This window comes from Mesorhizobium sp. NZP2298 (genome assembly GCF_013170825.1).
In the GTDB taxonomy this organism is placed as follows: domain Bacteria; phylum Pseudomonadota; class Alphaproteobacteria; order Rhizobiales; family Rhizobiaceae; genus Mesorhizobium.
Genome location: NZ_CP033365.1, coordinates 5,262,843 through 5,279,604 on the forward strand (window position 1 = coordinate 5,262,843; position 16,762 = coordinate 5,279,604).

Consider the following 16,762-nt stretch of genomic DNA (forward strand, 5'->3'; position numbering starts at 1 on the left):
AGCGCCATTTCCGACGCATGAAACTTTGGTAATGTTGGCGGGCGCCAGCAGCCGTCAGTCGCGGCGAAGGATGGCGTCCAATGCCGCCTGTTCTTCCGAAGACAGGGACTGAGTCGCCAGGGTTCGGCGCGACCTTGCACTGAGTACAATGAAGACGCCCCCGATCAGCAACAACAGCACAGGCGTGCCCCAAAGCAACGCGTTGCGCAGATCGAAACGCGGCTTAAGCAGCACGAACTCGCCGTAGCGGGAAACCACATAGTCCATCACCTGCTGGTCGGTATCGCCGGCGACGAGGCGTTGGCGCACCAGGATACGCAGGTCCCGGGCAAGATCGGCATCGGATTCGTCGATCGACTGGTTCTGGCAGACCATGCAGCGCAGGCCTTCCGAGAGTGTCCGGGCCCTCGCCTCAAGCACCGGATCGGCCAACATCTCGTCGGGCTTCACCGCCAGCGCCGAGCCGGCGAAGCCAAGCGCCAGCATCAGGACAAGCAATGCGACGGAGAACCTTGCCTTCATGGCAGGCTCGCGGTTGCCACGGCATCGGCCTGCTTGCGCCGCCGCGACGGCGCGCCGACACGCAAGCGCCTGTCCATCAACGACATGGCAGCGCCCGCCATCATCACCAGGCCGCCGCCCCAGATCAGCGTCACCAGCGGCTTCCACCACAGGCGCACCACCACCGATCCGTCCTTGCCCTCGTCGCCGAGCGAAATGTAGAGCTGGGAAAAACCAAGGGTCTTGATACCGGACTCCGTCGTCGTCGTCTGCCGCACCGGATAGAAACGCTTGGCGGAACTGATCACGCCGACAGGACTGCCGCTGACGCCGATCAACTCGAAGCGGCCACGATCCTCGGCGTAGTTCGGGCCCTGCGCCGGGTAAAGCCCGACGAAACGCAGCGTATGGCCTGACAATTCCACCGTCTCGCCGGCGCGCATGGTAAGGATCTTCTCGGTGCCGAAGGAGAGCGTGGCGACAATGCCGAGCAACGTCAGGCCAAGGCCGAGATGGGCCAATGCCGTGCCGAAGACCGAGCGTGGCAGGCCGACGAAGCGCCTGAACATGACGGCCGGTGCAACCGATCCGACACCGGACTTGACGGCAAGGTCGGTAAGGGCTCCGGCGACCAGCCAGACGGCAAGGCCGATGCCGAGGGCGGCGAAAACCGAAGCGCCGTCGATAAACAGGCCAGTGACCAGCATCGCCGCCAGCGCCAGCGCGAAGGCAGCCATCAGGCGCTGCGCCGCGGCGAAGACATCGCCACGCTTCCAGGCGAGCAGCGGTCCGAATGGCACAAGGGCCAGAAGCGGCAGCATCAAGGGGCCGAAGGTCAGGTCGAAGAACGGCGCGCCGACCGAGATCTTGCCGCCGGTGAGCGCTTCCAGCGCCAGCGGATAGAGCGTGCCGACGAGCACGGTGGCGGTCGCCGTGGTCAGGAACAGATTGTTGAGGACGAGCGCGCCTTCACGCGAGATCGGGTGGAACAGTCCGCCGGCCGTCAGCCTTGAGGCGCGCAGCGCGAACAATGCCAGCGAGCCGCCGATGAACAGCGTCAGGATGCATAGGATGAAGACGCCGCGCGTTGGGTCGGTGGCGAAGGCATGCACCGAGGTGAGCACGCCCGAACGCACCAGGAAGGTGCCGAGCAGAGACAGCGAAAAGGTGAGGATGGCGAGCAGCAGCGTCCAAATCTTCAGCGCCGAGCGCTTTTCCATGACGATGGCCGAATGCAGCAGCGCGGTGCCCGCCAGCCACGGCATGAAGGAAGCGTTCTCAACCGGGTCCCAGAACCAGAAACCACCCCAGCCGAGCTCGTAATAGGCCCAGTAAGACCCCATCGCGATACCGCCGGTCAGGAACATCCAGGCGACCAGCGTCCATGGCCGCACCCAGCGCGCCCAGGAGGCATCGATGCGGCCCTCGATGAGGGCGGCGACCGAGAAGGAGAAGCAGATCGAGAAACCGACATAGCCGAGATAGAGCAGCGGCGGATGAATGGCGAGGCCGAGATCCTGCAGGATCGGGTTGAGATCGCGGCCTTCGATCGGCGCCGGGTTGAGCCGGATGAAAGGATTGGACGTCGCAAGGATGAACAGGAAGAAGGCAGCGCCAATGGCGCCCTGCACGGCCAGCACATTCGCGCGCAGCGTCGCCGGCAGGTTGGAGCCGAAAGCCGCGACAAGGGCACCAAAGAAGGTCAGGATCAGCACCCAGAGCAGCATCGAGCCTTCGTGATTGCCCCAGGTTCCGGTGATCTTGTAGATCAGCGGCTGCAGCGAATGCGAGTTTTCCCAGACGCTCGCCACCGAAAAATCGGAGTGCGCGTAGGCACCCGCCAGCGCGACGAAGGACAGCGCCGTCAACGCAAAGCCCGTTATCGTGACAGGACCGCCGACAGCCATCAGGCGCTGGTTGTTCAGCCGCGCGCCGAACAGGGGCACGATCGTCTGCACCAGCGAGAGCGCGAACGCCAGGACCAGGGCGAAATGTCCGGTTTCAACCATGATTGACCCCTGCCCTTCTGCCAGACTCACTCACTCTTGCTCTCCTGCCAGACGCCCTTGGCCTTCAGCCCGTCGGCCACCTCCTTGGGCATGTAGCGCTCATCATGCTTGGCCAGCACGCTGTCGGCAACAAAGACCCCGTCCGGGCCAAAAGTGCCTTCGGTGATGACGCCCTGCTCCTCGCGAAAAAGGTCGGGCAGGATGCCGGTATAGGTGACCTTGACCGATTTATGCGTGTCGGTGACGGAAAAGGCGACTGTCGCGCCCTGCCCGCGCTGGATCGTGCCTTTTTCGACCAAACCGCCGAGCCTGATGCGCTGGCCGGGCTGGACGCTGGCGGTGGTGAGGTCCGCCGGCATGTAGAAATAGGACGCCTTCTGGCCAAGCGCGTAGAAGGTCAGCCCGGTGGCGGCGCCCAGGAAAGCCAACCCACCGACGATCACCGACAACCGTTTCTGCTTGCGTGTCATGACACGTTCTACTCCGTCGCCGCCAGGCCGAGCGAGGCGGCAAAGGCGGTGAATTTCTTGGCCTCGTCACTGCCGGGGCCAAAGACGGCAATGGCGCGACCCAGCGCCTCGCGCGCCTGGTTGGCCTTGCCCAGCACGACATAGGAACGAACGAGCCGCATCCATCCTTCCGGGTCACGCGGATTTTGCCGCAGTTTTTCATCGAGGCCGGCGACCATCGTGTTGATCATGGCTTCGCGATCCTGCGGCGACATGGAGGACGCAGCGTCGACATCCGCGGCATCGGGACCTTTTGCGTCAGCGCCGGAAGCGACTTCGGGGCTGGCGGACTTGGCCAGCGCCTGCTCGACGGACCCGCGCCAAGGCGAGTCGGGCGGCAAGGTGGCCAGCATGGTTTGCCAGGCCGTGACCGCGTCCTTGTTTCGCCCCTCCTGCGCCAAGGCCATGGCCAGATAGAAGCGGGCTTTCGCGTTGGCCGGATCGAGCTTGAGCGCCGCCTCGAAGGCATCCTGGGCATCGGCGGAAACAATGCCGCCGGCCGCACCGGCGATCGCCTCGCCGAGGCCGGCCTGGCGAACCGCGCTATCTCCGTCGAGGCGGATGGCATTGCGGTACGCCGCCACCGCCTCGGAAAAGCGCTGCATGCGCAGATAGACTGGGGCCAGCACATCCCAACCCCGGCCGTCGGAAGGATTGGCGGCAAGGTGGGCCTCGGCCCGCGCAACCAGTTCGTCGACCGAGCTGTCGGCCGGATTCTTTGTCAACCGGTCGCTGAGCGGCTGCGACGGCAAATCAGGCGAGCCAATCTGGCTGTAGAGACCCCAGCTGACCAGCGGTACAGCCAGTACGGCCACTGTCGCGACAAGTCTTGCGGAAAAAAAAGCCTGCCTGGCCGACGTCTTGCCGGCCGCATCCGCATTGTCGAGGCGAAGGATGCGGCGCGCGATTTCGGCGCGCGCCTCGGCCGCTTCGACCGGCTGGATCAAGCCGCGTGCGACATCACGGTCAAGCTCGGACAATTGATCGCGATAGACTTCCAGATCGTGATCGCCGCTCGACGACGCGCCCCTGGCGCCTCCGGCCAGCGGCAGCAGCACCGCCAGGCTCGCACCGAGCGTCAGTATCGCGGCTATGACCCAGAACAGCATGGTTCTTCCAATAACGGCAGAGCCCTGCCCTGCCAACACAGGCATCCTGCGACGCTTTGACGGTCAGCGCGCCGAATGTCCTTGATCGACGTCAACCGGCCGGATTCCAACCAGAGCCGATCCGATCTTTGTTTTGTGCATGTCGTTGTCCCAAAATCGCTGCGCGCTTTTGGGCGACATGCAGCTTTCAGGTCAGCGGCGTCCAGCTGCCGTCGGCGTTGCGGCAAGCGGTTCCGCGCGCCGTGACGCCGGCTCCACCCGTGAAGACGGTCTGCGTGTACTGGCGGCAGTCTTGCGAACCAACACGATAGGGTTGGGCCGGAACGACCTCGCCATAGCGGGATGCCTGATCGCCCTTCCACGCCACCTTCTGGCCGCTCGTCGTATATTCGAGCGCCTTGTATTCCGCCTCGAGAGCGCTGCGTTTTTCGGATTCACTGAGGCCGGCACCGATCGAGCCGCCAATGAGGCCGCCACCCATCGCCGAAATGATCGATTTGGTGACTTTGCCATTCGCTGGAGGCGTCGACGCTGGTGTCGGCGCCAAGGTTGGGCCCTTGCCGCTCAAGGTGGTGCAGCCGGAGACGGCCAGGAGTGCGGAAACGAGCGCGACGCGAATCTTCATGCCAACAACCGGTTTTCTTGAATTGGAGCCTGCCATGGATGCGCCGGGGGCCGCGTCATCGGAGAAGTAGACGTGGCCATAGTATTGATATTTGTCGGAAATTTGGCCGCTGCCGGCCGCTCCGGGACCAATCGATATACCGTCATGATGTGCGCCGTCCATCGCTGCCGATCGGCCCTGAGTAGCATTACTGAAGGCTCCGCAATCGCACCACCGCCTTCAGTCCGCCCATGCCGGACCGTTCGAGCGCCAGAACGCCTCCATACTCGTTGATAAGGTCGGCGACAATGGCAAGCCCCAGACCCGTTCCCGGTTTTGTCTCGTCCAGGCGCCTTCCACGCTTCAGCGCGTCGCGCGCCTTGTCCTCGGGGATGCCCGGGCCGTCATCCTCGATGCTGATCTCGAAAAAATTGTCATCCTTGCTGGCCAAGGACACAACCGAGACCGACACGGCGCTTTTTGCCCATTTCATCGCATTTTCGAGAAGATTGCCAAGCAGTTCCTCGAGGTCCTCGCGCTCTCCGGCAAAGACGATCTCGGTGGCCGGCAGCGACAGCGACAGGCTGGTCTGCGGGTTGAGCTTCTGCAAGACCCGCACCATGCGCTGGACCAGCGGCGCCACCGGCGTGCGATAGACGACGCTGTCGCGCTGCGCAGCGACGCGGGCGCGCTGCAGGTAATGGTCAACCTGCTTCTGCATCGAGGCGGCCTGTTCGGCGATCAATTGTCCCTTGGCGCCGCCAAGTGCCCTGCCCTCGTTGAGCAGCACGGCAAGCGGCGTCTTCAGCGAATGGGCGAGATTGCCGACCTGGGTTCGCGAGCGCTCGACGATGCGTTTGTTGTTCTCGATCAAGGCGTTGGTTTCGTTGGCCAACGGTTCGATCTCGGCCGGGAAGCGGCCGTCGAGCCTCTGTGCGGTGCCTTCGCGCACCATGGCAAGTGCGTTCCTGACCCTGCGCAGCGGCTGCAAGCCGAGCAGGATAGCGATCGCGTTGATGGCGATCATGCCGACGCCGAACAGGCTGAGATAGGTCAGCAGGCGGCGCTGAAAGGTAGCGATCTCCTGTTCGAGTTCGCTCTGGTTGCCCATGACACGAAAACGCGCGGCGCGGTTCTTGGCGTCGAGGACGAATTCGCTCTCGAACACTTCGAGCTGCTCACCGTCGATGCCTTCGGCCGCATAGCTGCGCTGGAAGCTGGCATTGAAGGGCACGTCGGCCACGCTCGGCGACGGGATCTTGCTTGTCATCGACGACGAGTGAAGGTCGCCATGCACACCTTCCGAGGCAGGCTCGACCGACCAGTACCAGCCCGAATTCGGCTCCGAGAAGCGGAGGTCTCCAAGGTCGGGAGCACCGGTGAGCGCTCCCGTGTCGGAAATGCCGATGGAACCGATCAGGTTGAACAGATGCGCCGACAAAAGGCTGTCGAAGCCACGCTCGCTGGCCTGGCGATAAAGCGTGGTGATCAGGGTGAAGATGACGACAAGGGTCAGGATCGCCCATACGGTGGAAAAGGCGATCACGCGGAACGTCAGCGAACGCGGCCACAAACGCAGCGAAAGCGGCGCCCTTGCGGTTGGTTTGATCGGTTCCGAGTTACGCCTCCGGCTCACGCATGCGGTAGCCCATGCCACGCACGGTTTCGATCATGTCGATGCCCATCTTCTTTCGCAACCGCCCGACAAACACCTCGATGGTGTTGGAATCGCGGTCGAAATCCTGGTCGTAGAGATGCTCGACCAGTTCGGTGCGCGAGACGACCTCGCCCATATGGTGCATCAGATAGGCAAGCAGGCGGAATTCGTGCGAGGTCAGCTTCAACGGCACGCCGTCGACATCGGCCTTCGATGCCTTGGTGTCGAGGCGGAGCGGCCCGCAGGTGAGTTCGGACGAGGCATGGCCGGCGGCGCGGCGGATCAGCGCCCTGACCCTCGCCAGCACCTCCTCGATATGGAACGGCTTGGTGACATAGTCGTCCGCTCCGGCATCGATGCCGGAGACCTTGTCGCTCCAGCGGTCTCGCGCCGTCAGGATCAGCACAGGCATCTTGCGGCCGCCCCGGCGCCAGCGCTCGACCACGCTGATGCCGTCCATCTGGGGCAGGCCAATGTCGAGCACGACGGCATCATAGGGTTCGGTGTCGCCGAGGAAATGGCCTTCCTCGCCGTCAAAGGCGCGGTCGACGACATAGCCGGCGTCGACCAGCGCGTCCGCTATCTGCCTGTTGAGATCCTTGTCATCCTCGACGACGAGTACGCGCATGCGGAGATCGACACCTGTTGAAGAGTTCGTTCAGATTGAAGACTGGCAGATATAGGCCGATTCCGACGGCCTGGGAAACGTGGCCCGTAAGATGGAGCATTGGGTCAGTTTTGCGGGACGATAATCTCGGAACGGCGCGGACGCTGTCCGTCCTTGCCTGGCACCAGCACGACGATAACGCAGACCGGCTGGCCTCCGCGTGTCGACTGTGAGGCCTTGGCCAGCGTTCCGCCATTCTGCTCTGCCACCTGCTGGCCGATCGCGTAGCAGTCGGACGCAGCCAGGACGATCGAGCTGCTCTGGTCTGGCGCGATCACCGGCATCGCCATCGCCTGCGACGCGAGCAGCCCGGCAGCACTGAGCGCCAGGGTCGCGGTTCGAAAGAGGGAGCGAAACGTTTTCATGGTCGGCGTTGTAACGCATCTGTGCTGAACGTGAAATGAACAGTGATCGACACGAAAATCATTCCCGCTAGTCCCCCTGAAACGCGAGATGCCCGATGGTGATTTCGACGCCCCAACCCGACGAAATCCCGGAAATGCCAGTCTAGACTCCGTTTTGGTCAGTTTGGAAGCGTATCAGGCATTTTCCTGCGTCAGCGCACGAAACCGCAGCAGCCCGTGATGTACAAGGAGATCTTCGTCGTAACGGGCCTCGGTGAATTCGAGCGACAGGCGTGTCTTGCCGCGCCGGCCGACAACCAGCGCGGCGTTGGCAAGGCGGGCCTTGACGGCGGCCATGATGGCAAGGGTTTCGTCTTCACCATGAGCTTTCGACCAGACGTGCAGCGTGATCAGCTGATCATCGTTGTTCTCGGCGCCGGTGTCCCAGTCAAAGGCGCTGGTCTGGCCACAAGTCACATAAGGGAACGCGGCATTGTCGGCCGCCCTTTCGAGCAGCCCGGCGCCACCGAGCAGCGCCGACAACGACTTGTCGGTTTTGAGCCTCAGAAAAAGTGCCTGCAGCAAATCGCCGGGCGCTGTCATATTCATTCCTCAAGCCGCTGTGCAACCGACAATGCGTTTCCAAGCCTGCCGGTTTCCCTGTGCCTTGCCAGATATAGCGTTGGCTACGGGAAAACGACGGCGATTCGTCATAAGAATTATGCATGCTGATGATCTCGAAAATACGACTTGCCGACAATCCCGCCGATAGATGCGGAAGACCAGGACCGGGAAGCCGCGCATCAAGCATCGGCGCCGCCCGGCAGGTAGCGCATGAATTTGGTGTCCCGCTTGCCTGACCGCGCGATCTTGCCTCATATGGATGGGTCCACGATGGAATGTTCCTTGCCGGCTCTAGCCAGGCAACGGGGGCATTTTCCCGAGATTTTCGGAGCTGATGATGCTCGATCCAGAAAAGGCCAGAGCCGCGTCCCGGTTGCTGGTGGACCATTGGGACAAGGGCACCCGTCTCGACGCCATACCCCTCGAGTTGCGGCCGCAAACGCGGATCGACGGTTACGCCATCCAGTCGCATGTGATGGATCGCTCAGCGGCCCCGCTTTTCGGCTGGAAGATCGCAGCAACCAGCCTCGCCGGACAAAGGCATATCAACGTCGACGGCCCGATGGCCGGGCGTCTCATCGCCGAGAAATCGGTCGAGGTTGGCGGGACCGTTTCGCTCGCGACGAGCAAGATGCGCGTGGCGGAGATCGAATTCGCCTTCCGCTTCGGCCGCCAGTTGCCGTCGCGTCCAGTACCCTATGAAATCGCCGAGGTGATGGAAGCCGTGGCGACCTTGCACCCGGCGATCGAAATACCGGACTCACGCTATGACGATTTCTGCGCCGTCGGAGCGCCGCAGCTCATAGCCGACAACGCCTGTGCCAATCTGTTTGTCATCGGCGAGGCGATAGAAGACGACTGGCGCGACGTGAATCTCGCGGAGCACCCGGTGGTCGGGTTCGTTTCCGGCAAATCCCGGCACGATGGAAAGGGCGCGGCCGTGCTGGGCGACCCTCGGATCGCGCTCACATGGATCGTCAATGAACTCTCGGGCTTGGGCATGGCACTTGAGCCGGGACAGGTGGTGATTACAGGCACCTGCGTGACGCCGATAAGCGTCGAGGCCGGCGACGAAGTGATTGGCGATTTGGGCCGGTTCGGCCGCGTGTCGGTACGGTTTATCTAGGCCCCGGTGCGCAACCTGACCACGAAGCTGCGCACCGCAAGCACCAGCACGGTGATGATGATCAGGATCACCGACAGGGCCGCGATCGCCGGGTCGATGTTGTCGCGCAGGCCCATCCACATCAGGCGCGGCAGCGTGATGGCATTGACCGAGGTGATGAACAAGGTAACGCCAATCTCTTCCCAAGAGAGCACGAAGGACAAAAGCGCCGCGGTGATGATGCCGAACTTGATGTTGGGCATGATGATGCGGGTGGCACGCTCCCAGACACTGGCGCCTAGTCCCCTCGCCGCAAGGTCGATGCGCCGATCTATCTGGCTGAGCGAGACGAGGATCAGCACCGTGGCGAAGGGCACCGTCATCACCGAATGCGCCATGGCGACGCCGAGCCAGGTGTCGTAGCCGAAGAACGAGCTGAAGCCTGAGATCGAGGTCAGCAGGAAGTAGAGCGTGATTGCCGAGACCACCGGCGGCACGACCATCGGCAGCAGCACGAAACCGACCAGCGCGGCGGTGAAGCGGGGCTGGAACATCCACACACCAAGGCTGAAGCAGAGCGCCAGCACGGTGGAAATCGCGCTGCTGACGATCCCGATCCGGATTGACAGCAGGATCGACTGGATCCAGCGCGGGTCCTCGATCAGCGAGCGATAGTGGCGCAACGACAGTTCTCCGGACGGCATTGCCAGCATGCGGCTCGGCGTCAGGGACACAGGGATGACGGCCAGCAGCGGCATCAGCAGGAACAGCGCCACCAGGGCGGCGAGGATCAGCGAGACGGGCCCGGGGCGATAGGTCGGCATCAGATCAACTGCTTCGGTCTGACATAGCGGAACAGCAGCGCCATCAGCGCCCCCACGAACAGCACCAGCACGACGCTGATCGCAGCCCCCAGCCCCCAATCCGGGCTCTGGAAAATCCTGAGATAGATCAGTTCGGCGATCATCACGCTGCGGCCGCCGCCGAGGATCGCCGGCGTGACGAAGAAGCCGAGCGAGAAGACGAAGACGATCAGCGCCGAGCCTATGATGCCGGAGCGGGTCATCGGCACGAACACCGTCCAGAAGGTGCGCATGCGGCTGGATCCAAGCCCGCGTGCCGCGAGCAGCACGCGCTCGTCGAGGCTGCGCATGGCCGACGCCAGCGGAAAGACCGCGAAGGGAATGAGGAAATGCGCCATGCCGACGACGACGCCGAACTCGTTACGCACCAGGGTCAGCGGTTCGGAGATGAAACCGATCGATTGCAGCCAGGTGTTGATCAGGCCGCGATTGGACAAAAGCGCCACCCAGCCGAAGGCGCGTGTCAGCACCGAAATCCAGAATGGCACCAAGATACAGAATTCGGCGATGAGGCGTTGCGCCGGGCTGCCGCGCACCCAGACGACCGTGATGGCATAGGCGGCGGCAACGGAAACGACCGTGACGATCGCCGCGATGCGCAGCGTGCGGATGAACACCGACTGGACCAGATCGTCGGTGAGCAACGCTTCATACTGGCCAAGCCCCGGCGTCGGCAGAGTAAAACTCCACTTCACCACGCCGAGGAACGGCCAGGCATAGGCCAGGACGAGGAACAGGAGCAGCGGCGCCATCAACAGCGCCGCGCCCATCCTGTCGGAGAGAACGCCTCTCATCTCAGATCAGCATCCAGCTCTCAGGCGGAGATGATCTTGGTGTATTCGTCGAGCGCCGCGCCGTAGTTCTTGGCGTACCACTCCATGTCGAGCGCGATCTGCTTCTTCATGTTTTCGGGATCGACCGGGTTGATGCGCTTCTTGTCGGCGGGGATCAGCGCGTCGGCCGCCGGATTGGCCGGGCCCTGGCCGAGCTTGTCGAACATGACGAGCTGCTTTTGCGGATCCTGTGCGCTGGCGATGAACTTCATCGCCGCGTCCTTGCCTCCGGGGTTGTTCTTGAGCACGGCCAGCGCGCCGGGCGAGATCAGGCCCTGGTCCCAGATGAACTTGATCTTGCCGCCGGAATCCTGCTCGATCAGCGAGGCGCGGGTGGACCAGACGATGGCCATCGAGGCCTCGCCATTGAGCAGCACGCTCTGGCTCTCTGCGCCGCCGCCCCAGTAGGCGACGACATTTTCCTTGAAGGCGGCGATCTTGTCATGCGCCCGCTTCAGGTCGAGCGGATAGAGCGACGCCGGCGCGATGCCGTCGGCCAGAAGGGCCGCTTCCCAGCTCGAAACGCCCCATTTGTAGAGCGAGCGCTTGCCGGGGAACTTCTTCACATCGAAGAAGTCGGCCATGCCTGTCGGGGCATCCTTGCCATATTTCTCGGAATCGTAGGCGATGACATAGGAGAAGAAATAGGTCGAGGCGGCATACTCCCAGCCGAAGCCTGGCCGCATCTTCGTCTTGTCGACGATCTTGTAGTCGATCGGCTCGAGCGCACCCTGGGCACCGAGCGTGATGGCCGAGAACGGATCGACGTCGACCAGATCCCAGGTCGGCGCGCCGCTCTTGAACTGCGCCGAAATGGCGCCCTCTGTCGGGCCCGAGCCGTCCATCTTGACGGTGATGCCAGTGTCCTTGGTGAAGGCCTGGCCATAGGCCGCATCATAGGCGGTGATGGCGTCGCCGCCCCAGTTGACCAGCACCAGTTCCTTGGCCTGGGCGAAGGCACCTGTCGAGCGCAGCAGCATCGGTGCGCCGGCGAGCACGAGAGCTGCGAGCTGCGTGAACTGGCGGCGCGAAATCTCGCCGCGTCTGGTCCTTTCGGACAGCGTCTCGATTGCGTGTTTCTTGGTATCGTTCATGTCAGTTCCCCTTTGTTTTAGTTGATTTCAATCCGGAAGCCGGTGCGGCAGATCAAGCCGCGCCAGCGCTCATTGTCCTCCATCCGGAAGGAGGAAACCCTTTTCCGCCGGCCAGGTCAGCCAGACGGAGTTGCCCTTGCTCAGCGCCGCGGCCGCGACCTCGTTCGGCACCGAGACGGTCACTTTTGCTCCTTGCCGCGTGGTCAGGTCGAGTTTGGTCGCCGCGCCCAGATAGGTCGAAGCGATGGCGGTGGCGGCGATGCCGTTTTCGCCGGCGGCTGCCTCCCGCGCGATCGACATGTGCTCCGGCCGGATCGCCAGGATGGCGTCTCCACGGACTTTCTCGGCCTTGCAGTGCATGTTGACAGCGCGGTCCTCGCAAAGGCCCGTCGAGCCATTGTCGGCGGGCTTAACCCCCTTCAGCGGCAACATGTTGATCTCGCCGAGGAATTCGGCGACGAAGCGGTTGTCCGGCTGATCATAGACTTCGTCCGGCGCGCCGACCTGAAGCAGCTTGCCATGATTGAAGATGGCGACGCGCGAGGACAGCGCCAGCGCCTCGCTCTGGTCGTGGGTAACGAAGACGAAGGTGGTGCCGGTTTCCTGGTGCAGGCGCTTCATCTCGGCCTGCATCTGGCCGCGCAAGCCCTTGTCCAGCGCCGAGAACGGCTCGTCGAGCAAAAGCACGCCCGGCTCGAACACCAGCGCCCGGGCAAGCGCCACGCGCTGCTGCTGGCCGCCGGAGAGCTGCGCAGGCAGCTTCTTTTCGTGGCCGATCAGGCCGACGCGCTCGATCATCTCGCCGACACGCTTCTTGATCTCGGAGGCCGATTTCTTGCGGACCTTGAGCGGGAAGGCGATGTTGGCCTCGACGCTCATATGCGGGAACAGAGCATAGCCCTGGAACACCATGCCGGCGGCGCGCTGCTCGGCCGGGCGGTTGGTGATGTCGGCGCCATCGCTGAGGAGACGGCCCTCGGTCGGCTGCACGAAGCCGGCCAGGATCATCAGGAAGGTGGTCTTGCCAGAGCCGGAGGGGCCGAGCAGCGTGAGGAACTCGCCGCGGCCGATATCGAGCGTCAGATTGTCCAACGCACGGAACGAGCCGAAGCTCTTGCCGATCCCGATTGCCTTGATCTCTGCGGCCCGGCCGGGTTGCTGCATCCTGCCTCTTCCTCAGTCCCAGGCGGAAATCGTAGGCAGGCCGGCGGCTCACCGCAACCGAATAGTTTTCGCCTGATCGGCAAATTTGATTCACGTCTGGGCGGCTGGCGCCATTTCGCCCTCAATAGGGCTGAATGCGGTTCTCCAAGAGCTTCGACCTCAGCCACCCCGCGAACGCGTCCAGCACCGGGTGCGAAGCCTTGGCGTGTTCGGAGACGAGGAAGTAGGAGCGCGGCGACTTGATCGCGATGTCGAACGGCCGGACCAGCCGGCCTTCGCTGAGTGCCCGGCGGCTGGTCAGTTCGTCGCCCATGGCAATGCCCTGGCCGGCAATCGCCGCCGAGAAGACGAGGTTCATGTCGGAAAAGAAGATGCCGCCCTCCGTGTCGGGGTTTTCGACCTTGGAAAGGGCCAGCCAGCGCGCCCAATCCTCGGTATCATCGAGATGGAGCAGATTGGCGCGCAACACGTCCGCTGGCTTCGAAAAGCCGCCGACCTTGTTCAGCAGCGTCGGGCTGCAGAGCGGCGTGAACGAGATTTCGCACAGCAGCTCGGCCATGCGGTTCGGCCAGTTGCCGACGCCAAAGGCGATGAACGCGTCGGCATCCGCATTGCTGACATCGTCGAGCCGCCGGGGCGTCAGGATACGCAGCGCCACATCGGGGTACATCTGCCGGAATTCGCCAATATGGGTGCATAGAAACAGCGAGGCGAAGCCCGGGGTGCAGGAGACCGCGAACGAACCGCCGACGCCGGTGCCGGCATCGCGCGTCACCGCATCGCCAAGAACGGTAAGCGCCTTGCGCACGTCACTGGCATAGCGCTGGCCGCGCGGAGTGAGCGCGACGCCCTTGCCGATGCGCTCAAGCAGATCGAAGCCGAGGTCGCGTTCGAGAAGCCGCAACTGGTGACTTACCGCGCTGCGGGTGAGGTGCAGTTCGTCGGCGGCACGCCAGACGCTGCCGTGGCGGGCGAAACTGTCGAGGGCGCGCAGCGCCTGCGTGGAGGGAATTCTCAAGAGGTGAACCGAATTTGCACGAACCGGGAAAACATATCACTTTTTGGCGAGCCGCTTCACTGCTTTCTTTGATGCATGGACAAACCGGTGACGACATCAGCGCAAGAGACGGCCCTTGCCTGCCTCGATGGCATCCAGCCGCTGCTGTCGGCGTGGACGCGCACCATCTTCGATTTCGGCGAGACCGCCTGGCGCGAATATCAGTCCGCCGCCTGGTATGTGGAGCGGCTGAAGCGAGAAGGCTTTGCCGTCGAGGAAGGTTCCGGTGGCATGCCGACCGCGTTCTGCGCCCATTGGACGAATGGCGCCGGGCCGACGGTAGGCCTCTATGCCGAGTATGACGCAGTGCCCGGCAACTGCCAGGACGCGGTGACGGTGAAGCAGCCGCGGCCCGGCCTCGGCGTCGAGGCCGGTGGCCACACCGACCCGCATTCGGGGCTCGGCATGGCAAGCCTCGGCGGCCTCCTGGCCACCAAGGCGGCGATGCAGCACCATGGCATTCCAGGCACGCTGCGCTTCACCGGCGAGCCGGCCGAAAAGGTGCGGGGGTCAAAGCCGATCCATGCCGCGAAGGGCTACTATGACGGCCTTGCCGGCATGATCTCGTTCCATCCCTTCTACATGCTGCCGCTCTGCAACACGGCGCGCTGGGACACGCATTGCGGTGCCGCCTACGCCATGATCTACCGCTTTGTGTGCGACGAGCCCGAAAACTGGGTTCGCGCGGGCGATGGCGCGCCGATCCCGCAGGCGCATTCGGCGGTGCGGGCGCCCGGTGCTAATGACGCGCTGATGACGATGTACATGGCCTCCAGGGCGCTGCGCGATTCCATGTTGCCGCACCAGGGCGGCTGGTCGATCAGCGAGGCGATCCTGACCGCCGGCCAGGCCACCGCCGACAATCTGCCGGCGGGGCTGGCCGAGATCCAGTACATGATCCGCGTGCCGACCATTGCCATGGCCGAACAGGTCACCGCCGTGCTCGACCGCAATGCCGCGGCCGCCGCCGCGATCAGCGGCTGTCGATACGAGCGCCATTGGGTTTCGAAGTCGCGGCCCGGACTAGGCAATCACGCCATGGCCGGGATCGCCTATGACGCGCTCTCGACGGTCGGACCACCACACTGGGACGAGCCCGCAAAGGCCGTCGCGCGCGAAATCCAGGTCAACGCCGGTGGTACGGCAACCGAAAATCCCTTCATTGATGAGCTGGAGAGGCTGATTTCGCCACAGGAGGCCGAGGCGATCCTGCGCCGCGACCTGCCGCCCTCGCAGATGAATTCGACCTCCGACGACTACACCGACATGAGCTGGCATGCGCCGACCGCGCGCTTCTATGTCGCGCGTCCGGCGCTGCGTTCGGCGAATGGCCACGTTTATCCCTCCTGGGTAATGAATGCGCTGGGCGGCATCTCCGCCACCATCGACCCGATGGTCACCTGTGCGGCCAAGACGGTCGCGCTGTCGGCGCTGCGCCTGCTCGAGGATAGAAAAGCCCGCGATGCGGCGATGGACGAGTTCATCACCCGTACCGGCGGCGGCGTTGGCGGCGCGAACTGGATCGCGCCGCTGTGCGACTATGAACCGCCGATCAATTTCCGTTGGCCGGAATACGTCTCCACGGCGCGCGGCCGCGACTGGTGGATCCCAAGCAATGCATGACCCGACCAACCCTTGAGAACAAGCCCACGAGGAGAACACCATGACCGTTCATGATCGCATCGTCGCCGAGCCGTTTTCGCTGCAACGCCGCAATTCGGCAGGCGGCACCAAGCCGCTGACCGCCTGGGGTTTCGCCAACGAAACCGACGTGCTGACCGACGTGCTGCTCGGATCGCCGAACTTCCTGCGCCATCTGTCGACCAGTTCGCTGTCACGAAAACATCTGCGCGAAGCGCCGTGCAACGTCCAGATCGCGCAGGCGCAGCACAAGGACCTGGTTGCCGCCTACGAGCATTTCGGTGTCAACATCCACTGGCACGAGCCGACGCCGGAACTACCGATGCAGGTTTATTCCCGCGATTCCAGCGTCATGACGCCCTATGGCGCCATCATCACCGCCATGGCCAACTGGTGGCGGCGCGGCGAGAACTACGCCGCCATCCGCACCTACGAAAAGCTCGGCATCCCGATCTATGACATGGTCACGGCGGGTACGTTCGAGGGCGGCGACTTCAACGTCATCGAAGAGGGCGTGGTGCTGATCGGCTGCGGCGGCGCCCGCACGCAGGAGGAAGGTGCGCGCCAGGTGCAGGCATGGTTCGACAAGGAGGGCTGGGAGACGCGCATCGCCTTCATCGACGAATACTATGTCCATATCGACCTGATGGTGGTGCCGATCGCCGAAAAGCTCACCGCGGTCTGCCTCGCCTGCACCGAGCCCGGCATTGTCGACTGGCTGAAGGGCAAGGGCCACGAGATCATCGACGTGCCCTTCCAGGACACGATGGCGCTCGGCTGCAACTTCATGTCGCTCGGCAAGGACCGGGTGATCGCGCCGACGTCCTCGAAGACGCTGATCGAAAAGCTCAAGGCGCGCGGCTTCGAGGTCGCGGCCGTCGACATGAGCGAGATCTCCAAGACCGGTGGCGGTATCCACTGCATGGCGCAGGCGCTGAAGCGCGAAGCGGCGTGAACGGTCCAGGCTTTTCGGGTGGGGCG

The 16,762-nt window shown here is 63.6% G+C and carries 17 protein-coding genes; 3 read left to right on the forward strand and 14 right to left on the reverse strand.

The genetic code is table 11. The features are described 5' to 3' along the window. Positions 1 to 54: 54 nt before the first annotated feature. The 9 genes from EB231_RS25570 to EB231_RS25610 form a co-directional block, all read right to left on the reverse strand. The gene (locus EB231_RS25570) at positions 55 to 522 is read right to left on the reverse strand and encodes a cytochrome c-type biogenesis protein (protein ID WP_172351253.1); all 468 of its coding nucleotides are present in this window, start codon (positions 520 to 522) and stop codon (positions 55 to 57) included. Continuing rightward, a complete protein-coding gene (locus EB231_RS25575; protein WP_172351254.1) occupies positions 519 to 2,510 on the reverse strand; it encodes a heme lyase CcmF/NrfE family subunit in 1,992 nt (663 codons plus the stop codon). The genes EB231_RS25570 and EB231_RS25575 overlap by 4 nt, the downstream gene beginning before the upstream one ends. A gap of 26 nt (positions 2,511 to 2,536) precedes the next feature. Beyond that, on the reverse strand, positions 2,537 to 2,980 hold the full coding sequence (gene ccmE / locus EB231_RS25580) for a cytochrome c maturation protein CcmE (protein ID WP_027041623.1): 444 nt from the start codon (positions 2,978 to 2,980) through the stop codon (positions 2,537 to 2,539). 8 nt (positions 2,981 to 2,988) lie between these two features. Further along, positions 2,989 to 4,128: a c-type cytochrome biogenesis protein CcmI gene (ccmI, locus tag EB231_RS25585; RefSeq protein ID WP_172351255.1), complete on the reverse strand. Its 1,140-nt coding sequence runs from the start codon at positions 4,126 to 4,128 to the stop codon at positions 2,989 to 2,991. Between the two features lie 187 nt (positions 4,129 to 4,315). Next, positions 4,316 to 4,753: a hypothetical protein gene (locus tag EB231_RS25590; protein ID WP_172351256.1), complete on the reverse strand. Its 438-nt coding sequence runs from the start codon at positions 4,751 to 4,753 to the stop codon at positions 4,316 to 4,318. 187 nt (positions 4,754 to 4,940) lie between these two features. Next, positions 4,941 to 6,368 (reverse strand): ATP-binding protein, encoded by a 1,428-nt coding sequence (locus tag EB231_RS25595; protein WP_172351257.1) that lies wholly within the window; start codon positions 6,366 to 6,368, stop codon positions 4,941 to 4,943. After that, positions 6,352 to 7,017, reverse strand: a complete 666-nt coding sequence (locus tag EB231_RS25600) for a response regulator transcription factor (protein WP_056563567.1) — start codon at positions 7,015 to 7,017, stop codon at positions 6,352 to 6,354. The genes EB231_RS25595 and EB231_RS25600 overlap by 17 nt, the downstream gene beginning before the upstream one ends. Positions 7,018 to 7,121: 104 nt before the next feature. Then, positions 7,122 to 7,421 (reverse strand): hypothetical protein, encoded by a 300-nt coding sequence (locus tag EB231_RS25605; protein WP_172351258.1) that lies wholly within the window; start codon positions 7,419 to 7,421, stop codon positions 7,122 to 7,124. A 174-nt stretch (positions 7,422 to 7,595) separates the two neighbouring features. Further along, a complete protein-coding gene (locus EB231_RS25610) occupies positions 7,596 to 8,003 on the reverse strand; it encodes a DUF3168 domain-containing protein (protein WP_172351259.1) in 408 nt (135 codons plus the stop codon). Between the two features lie 358 nt (positions 8,004 to 8,361). On the opposite strand from EB231_RS25610, the gene EB231_RS25615 reads away from it, so the two are divergent. Then, on the forward strand, positions 8,362 to 9,150 hold the full coding sequence (locus tag EB231_RS25615) for a 2-keto-4-pentenoate hydratase (protein WP_172351260.1): 789 nt from the start codon (positions 8,362 to 8,364) through the stop codon (positions 9,148 to 9,150). Here EB231_RS25615 and EB231_RS25620 read toward each other — a convergent pair. The 5 genes from EB231_RS25620 to EB231_RS25640 all read right to left on the reverse strand — a co-directional run bounded on the left by EB231_RS25620 (position 9,147) and on the right by EB231_RS25640 (position 14,101). Beyond that, positions 9,147 to 9,953, reverse strand: coding sequence for an ABC transporter permease (locus tag EB231_RS25620; RefSeq protein ID WP_172351261.1), 807 nt, complete (start codon positions 9,951 to 9,953; stop codon positions 9,147 to 9,149). The genes EB231_RS25615 and EB231_RS25620 overlap by 4 nt on opposite strands. Beyond that, positions 9,953 to 10,786: an ABC transporter permease gene (locus EB231_RS25625; protein WP_172351262.1), complete on the reverse strand. Its 834-nt coding sequence runs from the start codon at positions 10,784 to 10,786 to the stop codon at positions 9,953 to 9,955. Before EB231_RS25625 ends, EB231_RS25620 begins: the two co-directional genes overlap by 1 nt. Positions 10,787 to 10,806: 20 nt before the next feature. Beyond that, entirely contained in the window at positions 10,807 to 11,919 is a 1,113-nt protein-coding gene (locus tag EB231_RS25630; RefSeq protein ID WP_172351263.1) for an ABC transporter substrate-binding protein, read from the reverse strand. A 69-nt stretch (positions 11,920 to 11,988) separates the two neighbouring features. Continuing rightward, positions 11,989 to 13,083, reverse strand: a complete 1,095-nt coding sequence (locus tag EB231_RS25635) for an ABC transporter ATP-binding protein (RefSeq protein ID WP_172351264.1) — start codon at positions 13,081 to 13,083, stop codon at positions 11,989 to 11,991. A gap of 121 nt (positions 13,084 to 13,204) precedes the next feature. Continuing rightward, positions 13,205 to 14,101, reverse strand: a complete 897-nt coding sequence (locus tag EB231_RS25640; protein WP_172351265.1) for a LysR substrate-binding domain-containing protein — start codon at positions 14,099 to 14,101, stop codon at positions 13,205 to 13,207. A 75-nt stretch (positions 14,102 to 14,176) separates the two neighbouring features. Between EB231_RS25640 and EB231_RS25645 the strand changes: the two genes are divergently transcribed. Both EB231_RS25645 and EB231_RS25650 read left to right on the forward strand, forming a co-directional pair. Next, a complete protein-coding gene (locus tag EB231_RS25645; RefSeq protein WP_172351266.1) occupies positions 14,177 to 15,763 on the forward strand; it encodes an amidohydrolase in 1,587 nt (528 codons plus the stop codon). A 40-nt stretch (positions 15,764 to 15,803) separates the two neighbouring features. After that, on the forward strand, positions 15,804 to 16,736 hold the full coding sequence (locus EB231_RS25650) for a dimethylarginine dimethylaminohydrolase family protein (RefSeq protein ID WP_172351267.1): 933 nt from the start codon (positions 15,804 to 15,806) through the stop codon (positions 16,734 to 16,736). Positions 16,737 to 16,762 lie beyond the last annotated feature (26 nt).

Bases quoted from the DNA above. Each gene is read 5' to 3' on its own strand.
- EB231_RS25625 (WP_172351262.1), bottom strand. From the start codon at position 10,786: ATGAGAGGCGTTCTCTCCGACAGGATGGGCGCGGCGCTGTTGATGGCG.
- EB231_RS25630 (WP_172351263.1), bottom strand. From the start codon at position 11,919: ATGAACGATACCAAGAAACACGCAATCGAGACGCTGTCCGAAAGGACC.
- EB231_RS25615 (WP_172351260.1), top strand. From the start codon at position 8,362: ATGCTCGATCCAGAAAAGGCCAGAGCCGCGTCCCGGTTGCTGGTGGAC.
- EB231_RS25610 (WP_172351259.1), bottom strand. From the start codon at position 8,003: ATGACAGCGCCCGGCGATTTGCTGCAGGCACTTTTTCTGAGGCTCAAA.
- ccmI (WP_172351255.1), bottom strand. From the start codon at position 4,128: ATGCTGTTCTGGGTCATAGCCGCGATACTGACGCTCGGTGCGAGCCTG.
- EB231_RS25650 (WP_172351267.1), top strand. From the start codon at position 15,804: ATGACCGTTCATGATCGCATCGTCGCCGAGCCGTTTTCGCTGCAACGC.
- EB231_RS25570 (WP_172351253.1), bottom strand. From the start codon at position 522: ATGAAGGCAAGGTTCTCCGTCGCATTGCTTGTCCTGATGCTGGCGCTT.
- EB231_RS25645 (WP_172351266.1), top strand. From the start codon at position 14,177: ATGGACAAACCGGTGACGACATCAGCGCAAGAGACGGCCCTTGCCTGC.
- EB231_RS25600 (WP_056563567.1), bottom strand. From the start codon at position 7,017: ATGCGCGTACTCGTCGTCGAGGATGACAAGGATCTCAACAGGCAGATA.
- EB231_RS25590 (WP_172351256.1), bottom strand. From the start codon at position 4,753: ATGAAGATTCGCGTCGCGCTCGTTTCCGCACTCCTGGCCGTCTCCGGC.
- EB231_RS25575 (WP_172351254.1), bottom strand. From the start codon at position 2,510: ATGGTTGAAACCGGACATTTCGCCCTGGTCCTGGCGTTCGCGCTCTCG.
- EB231_RS25605 (WP_172351258.1), bottom strand. From the start codon at position 7,421: ATGAAAACGTTTCGCTCCCTCTTTCGAACCGCGACCCTGGCGCTCAGT.
- ccmE (WP_027041623.1), bottom strand. From the start codon at position 2,980: ATGACACGCAAGCAGAAACGGTTGTCGGTGATCGTCGGTGGGTTGGCT.
- EB231_RS25620 (WP_172351261.1), bottom strand. From the start codon at position 9,953: ATGCCGACCTATCGCCCCGGGCCCGTCTCGCTGATCCTCGCCGCCCTG.
- EB231_RS25635 (WP_172351264.1), bottom strand. From the start codon at position 13,083: ATGCAGCAACCCGGCCGGGCCGCAGAGATCAAGGCAATCGGGATCGGC.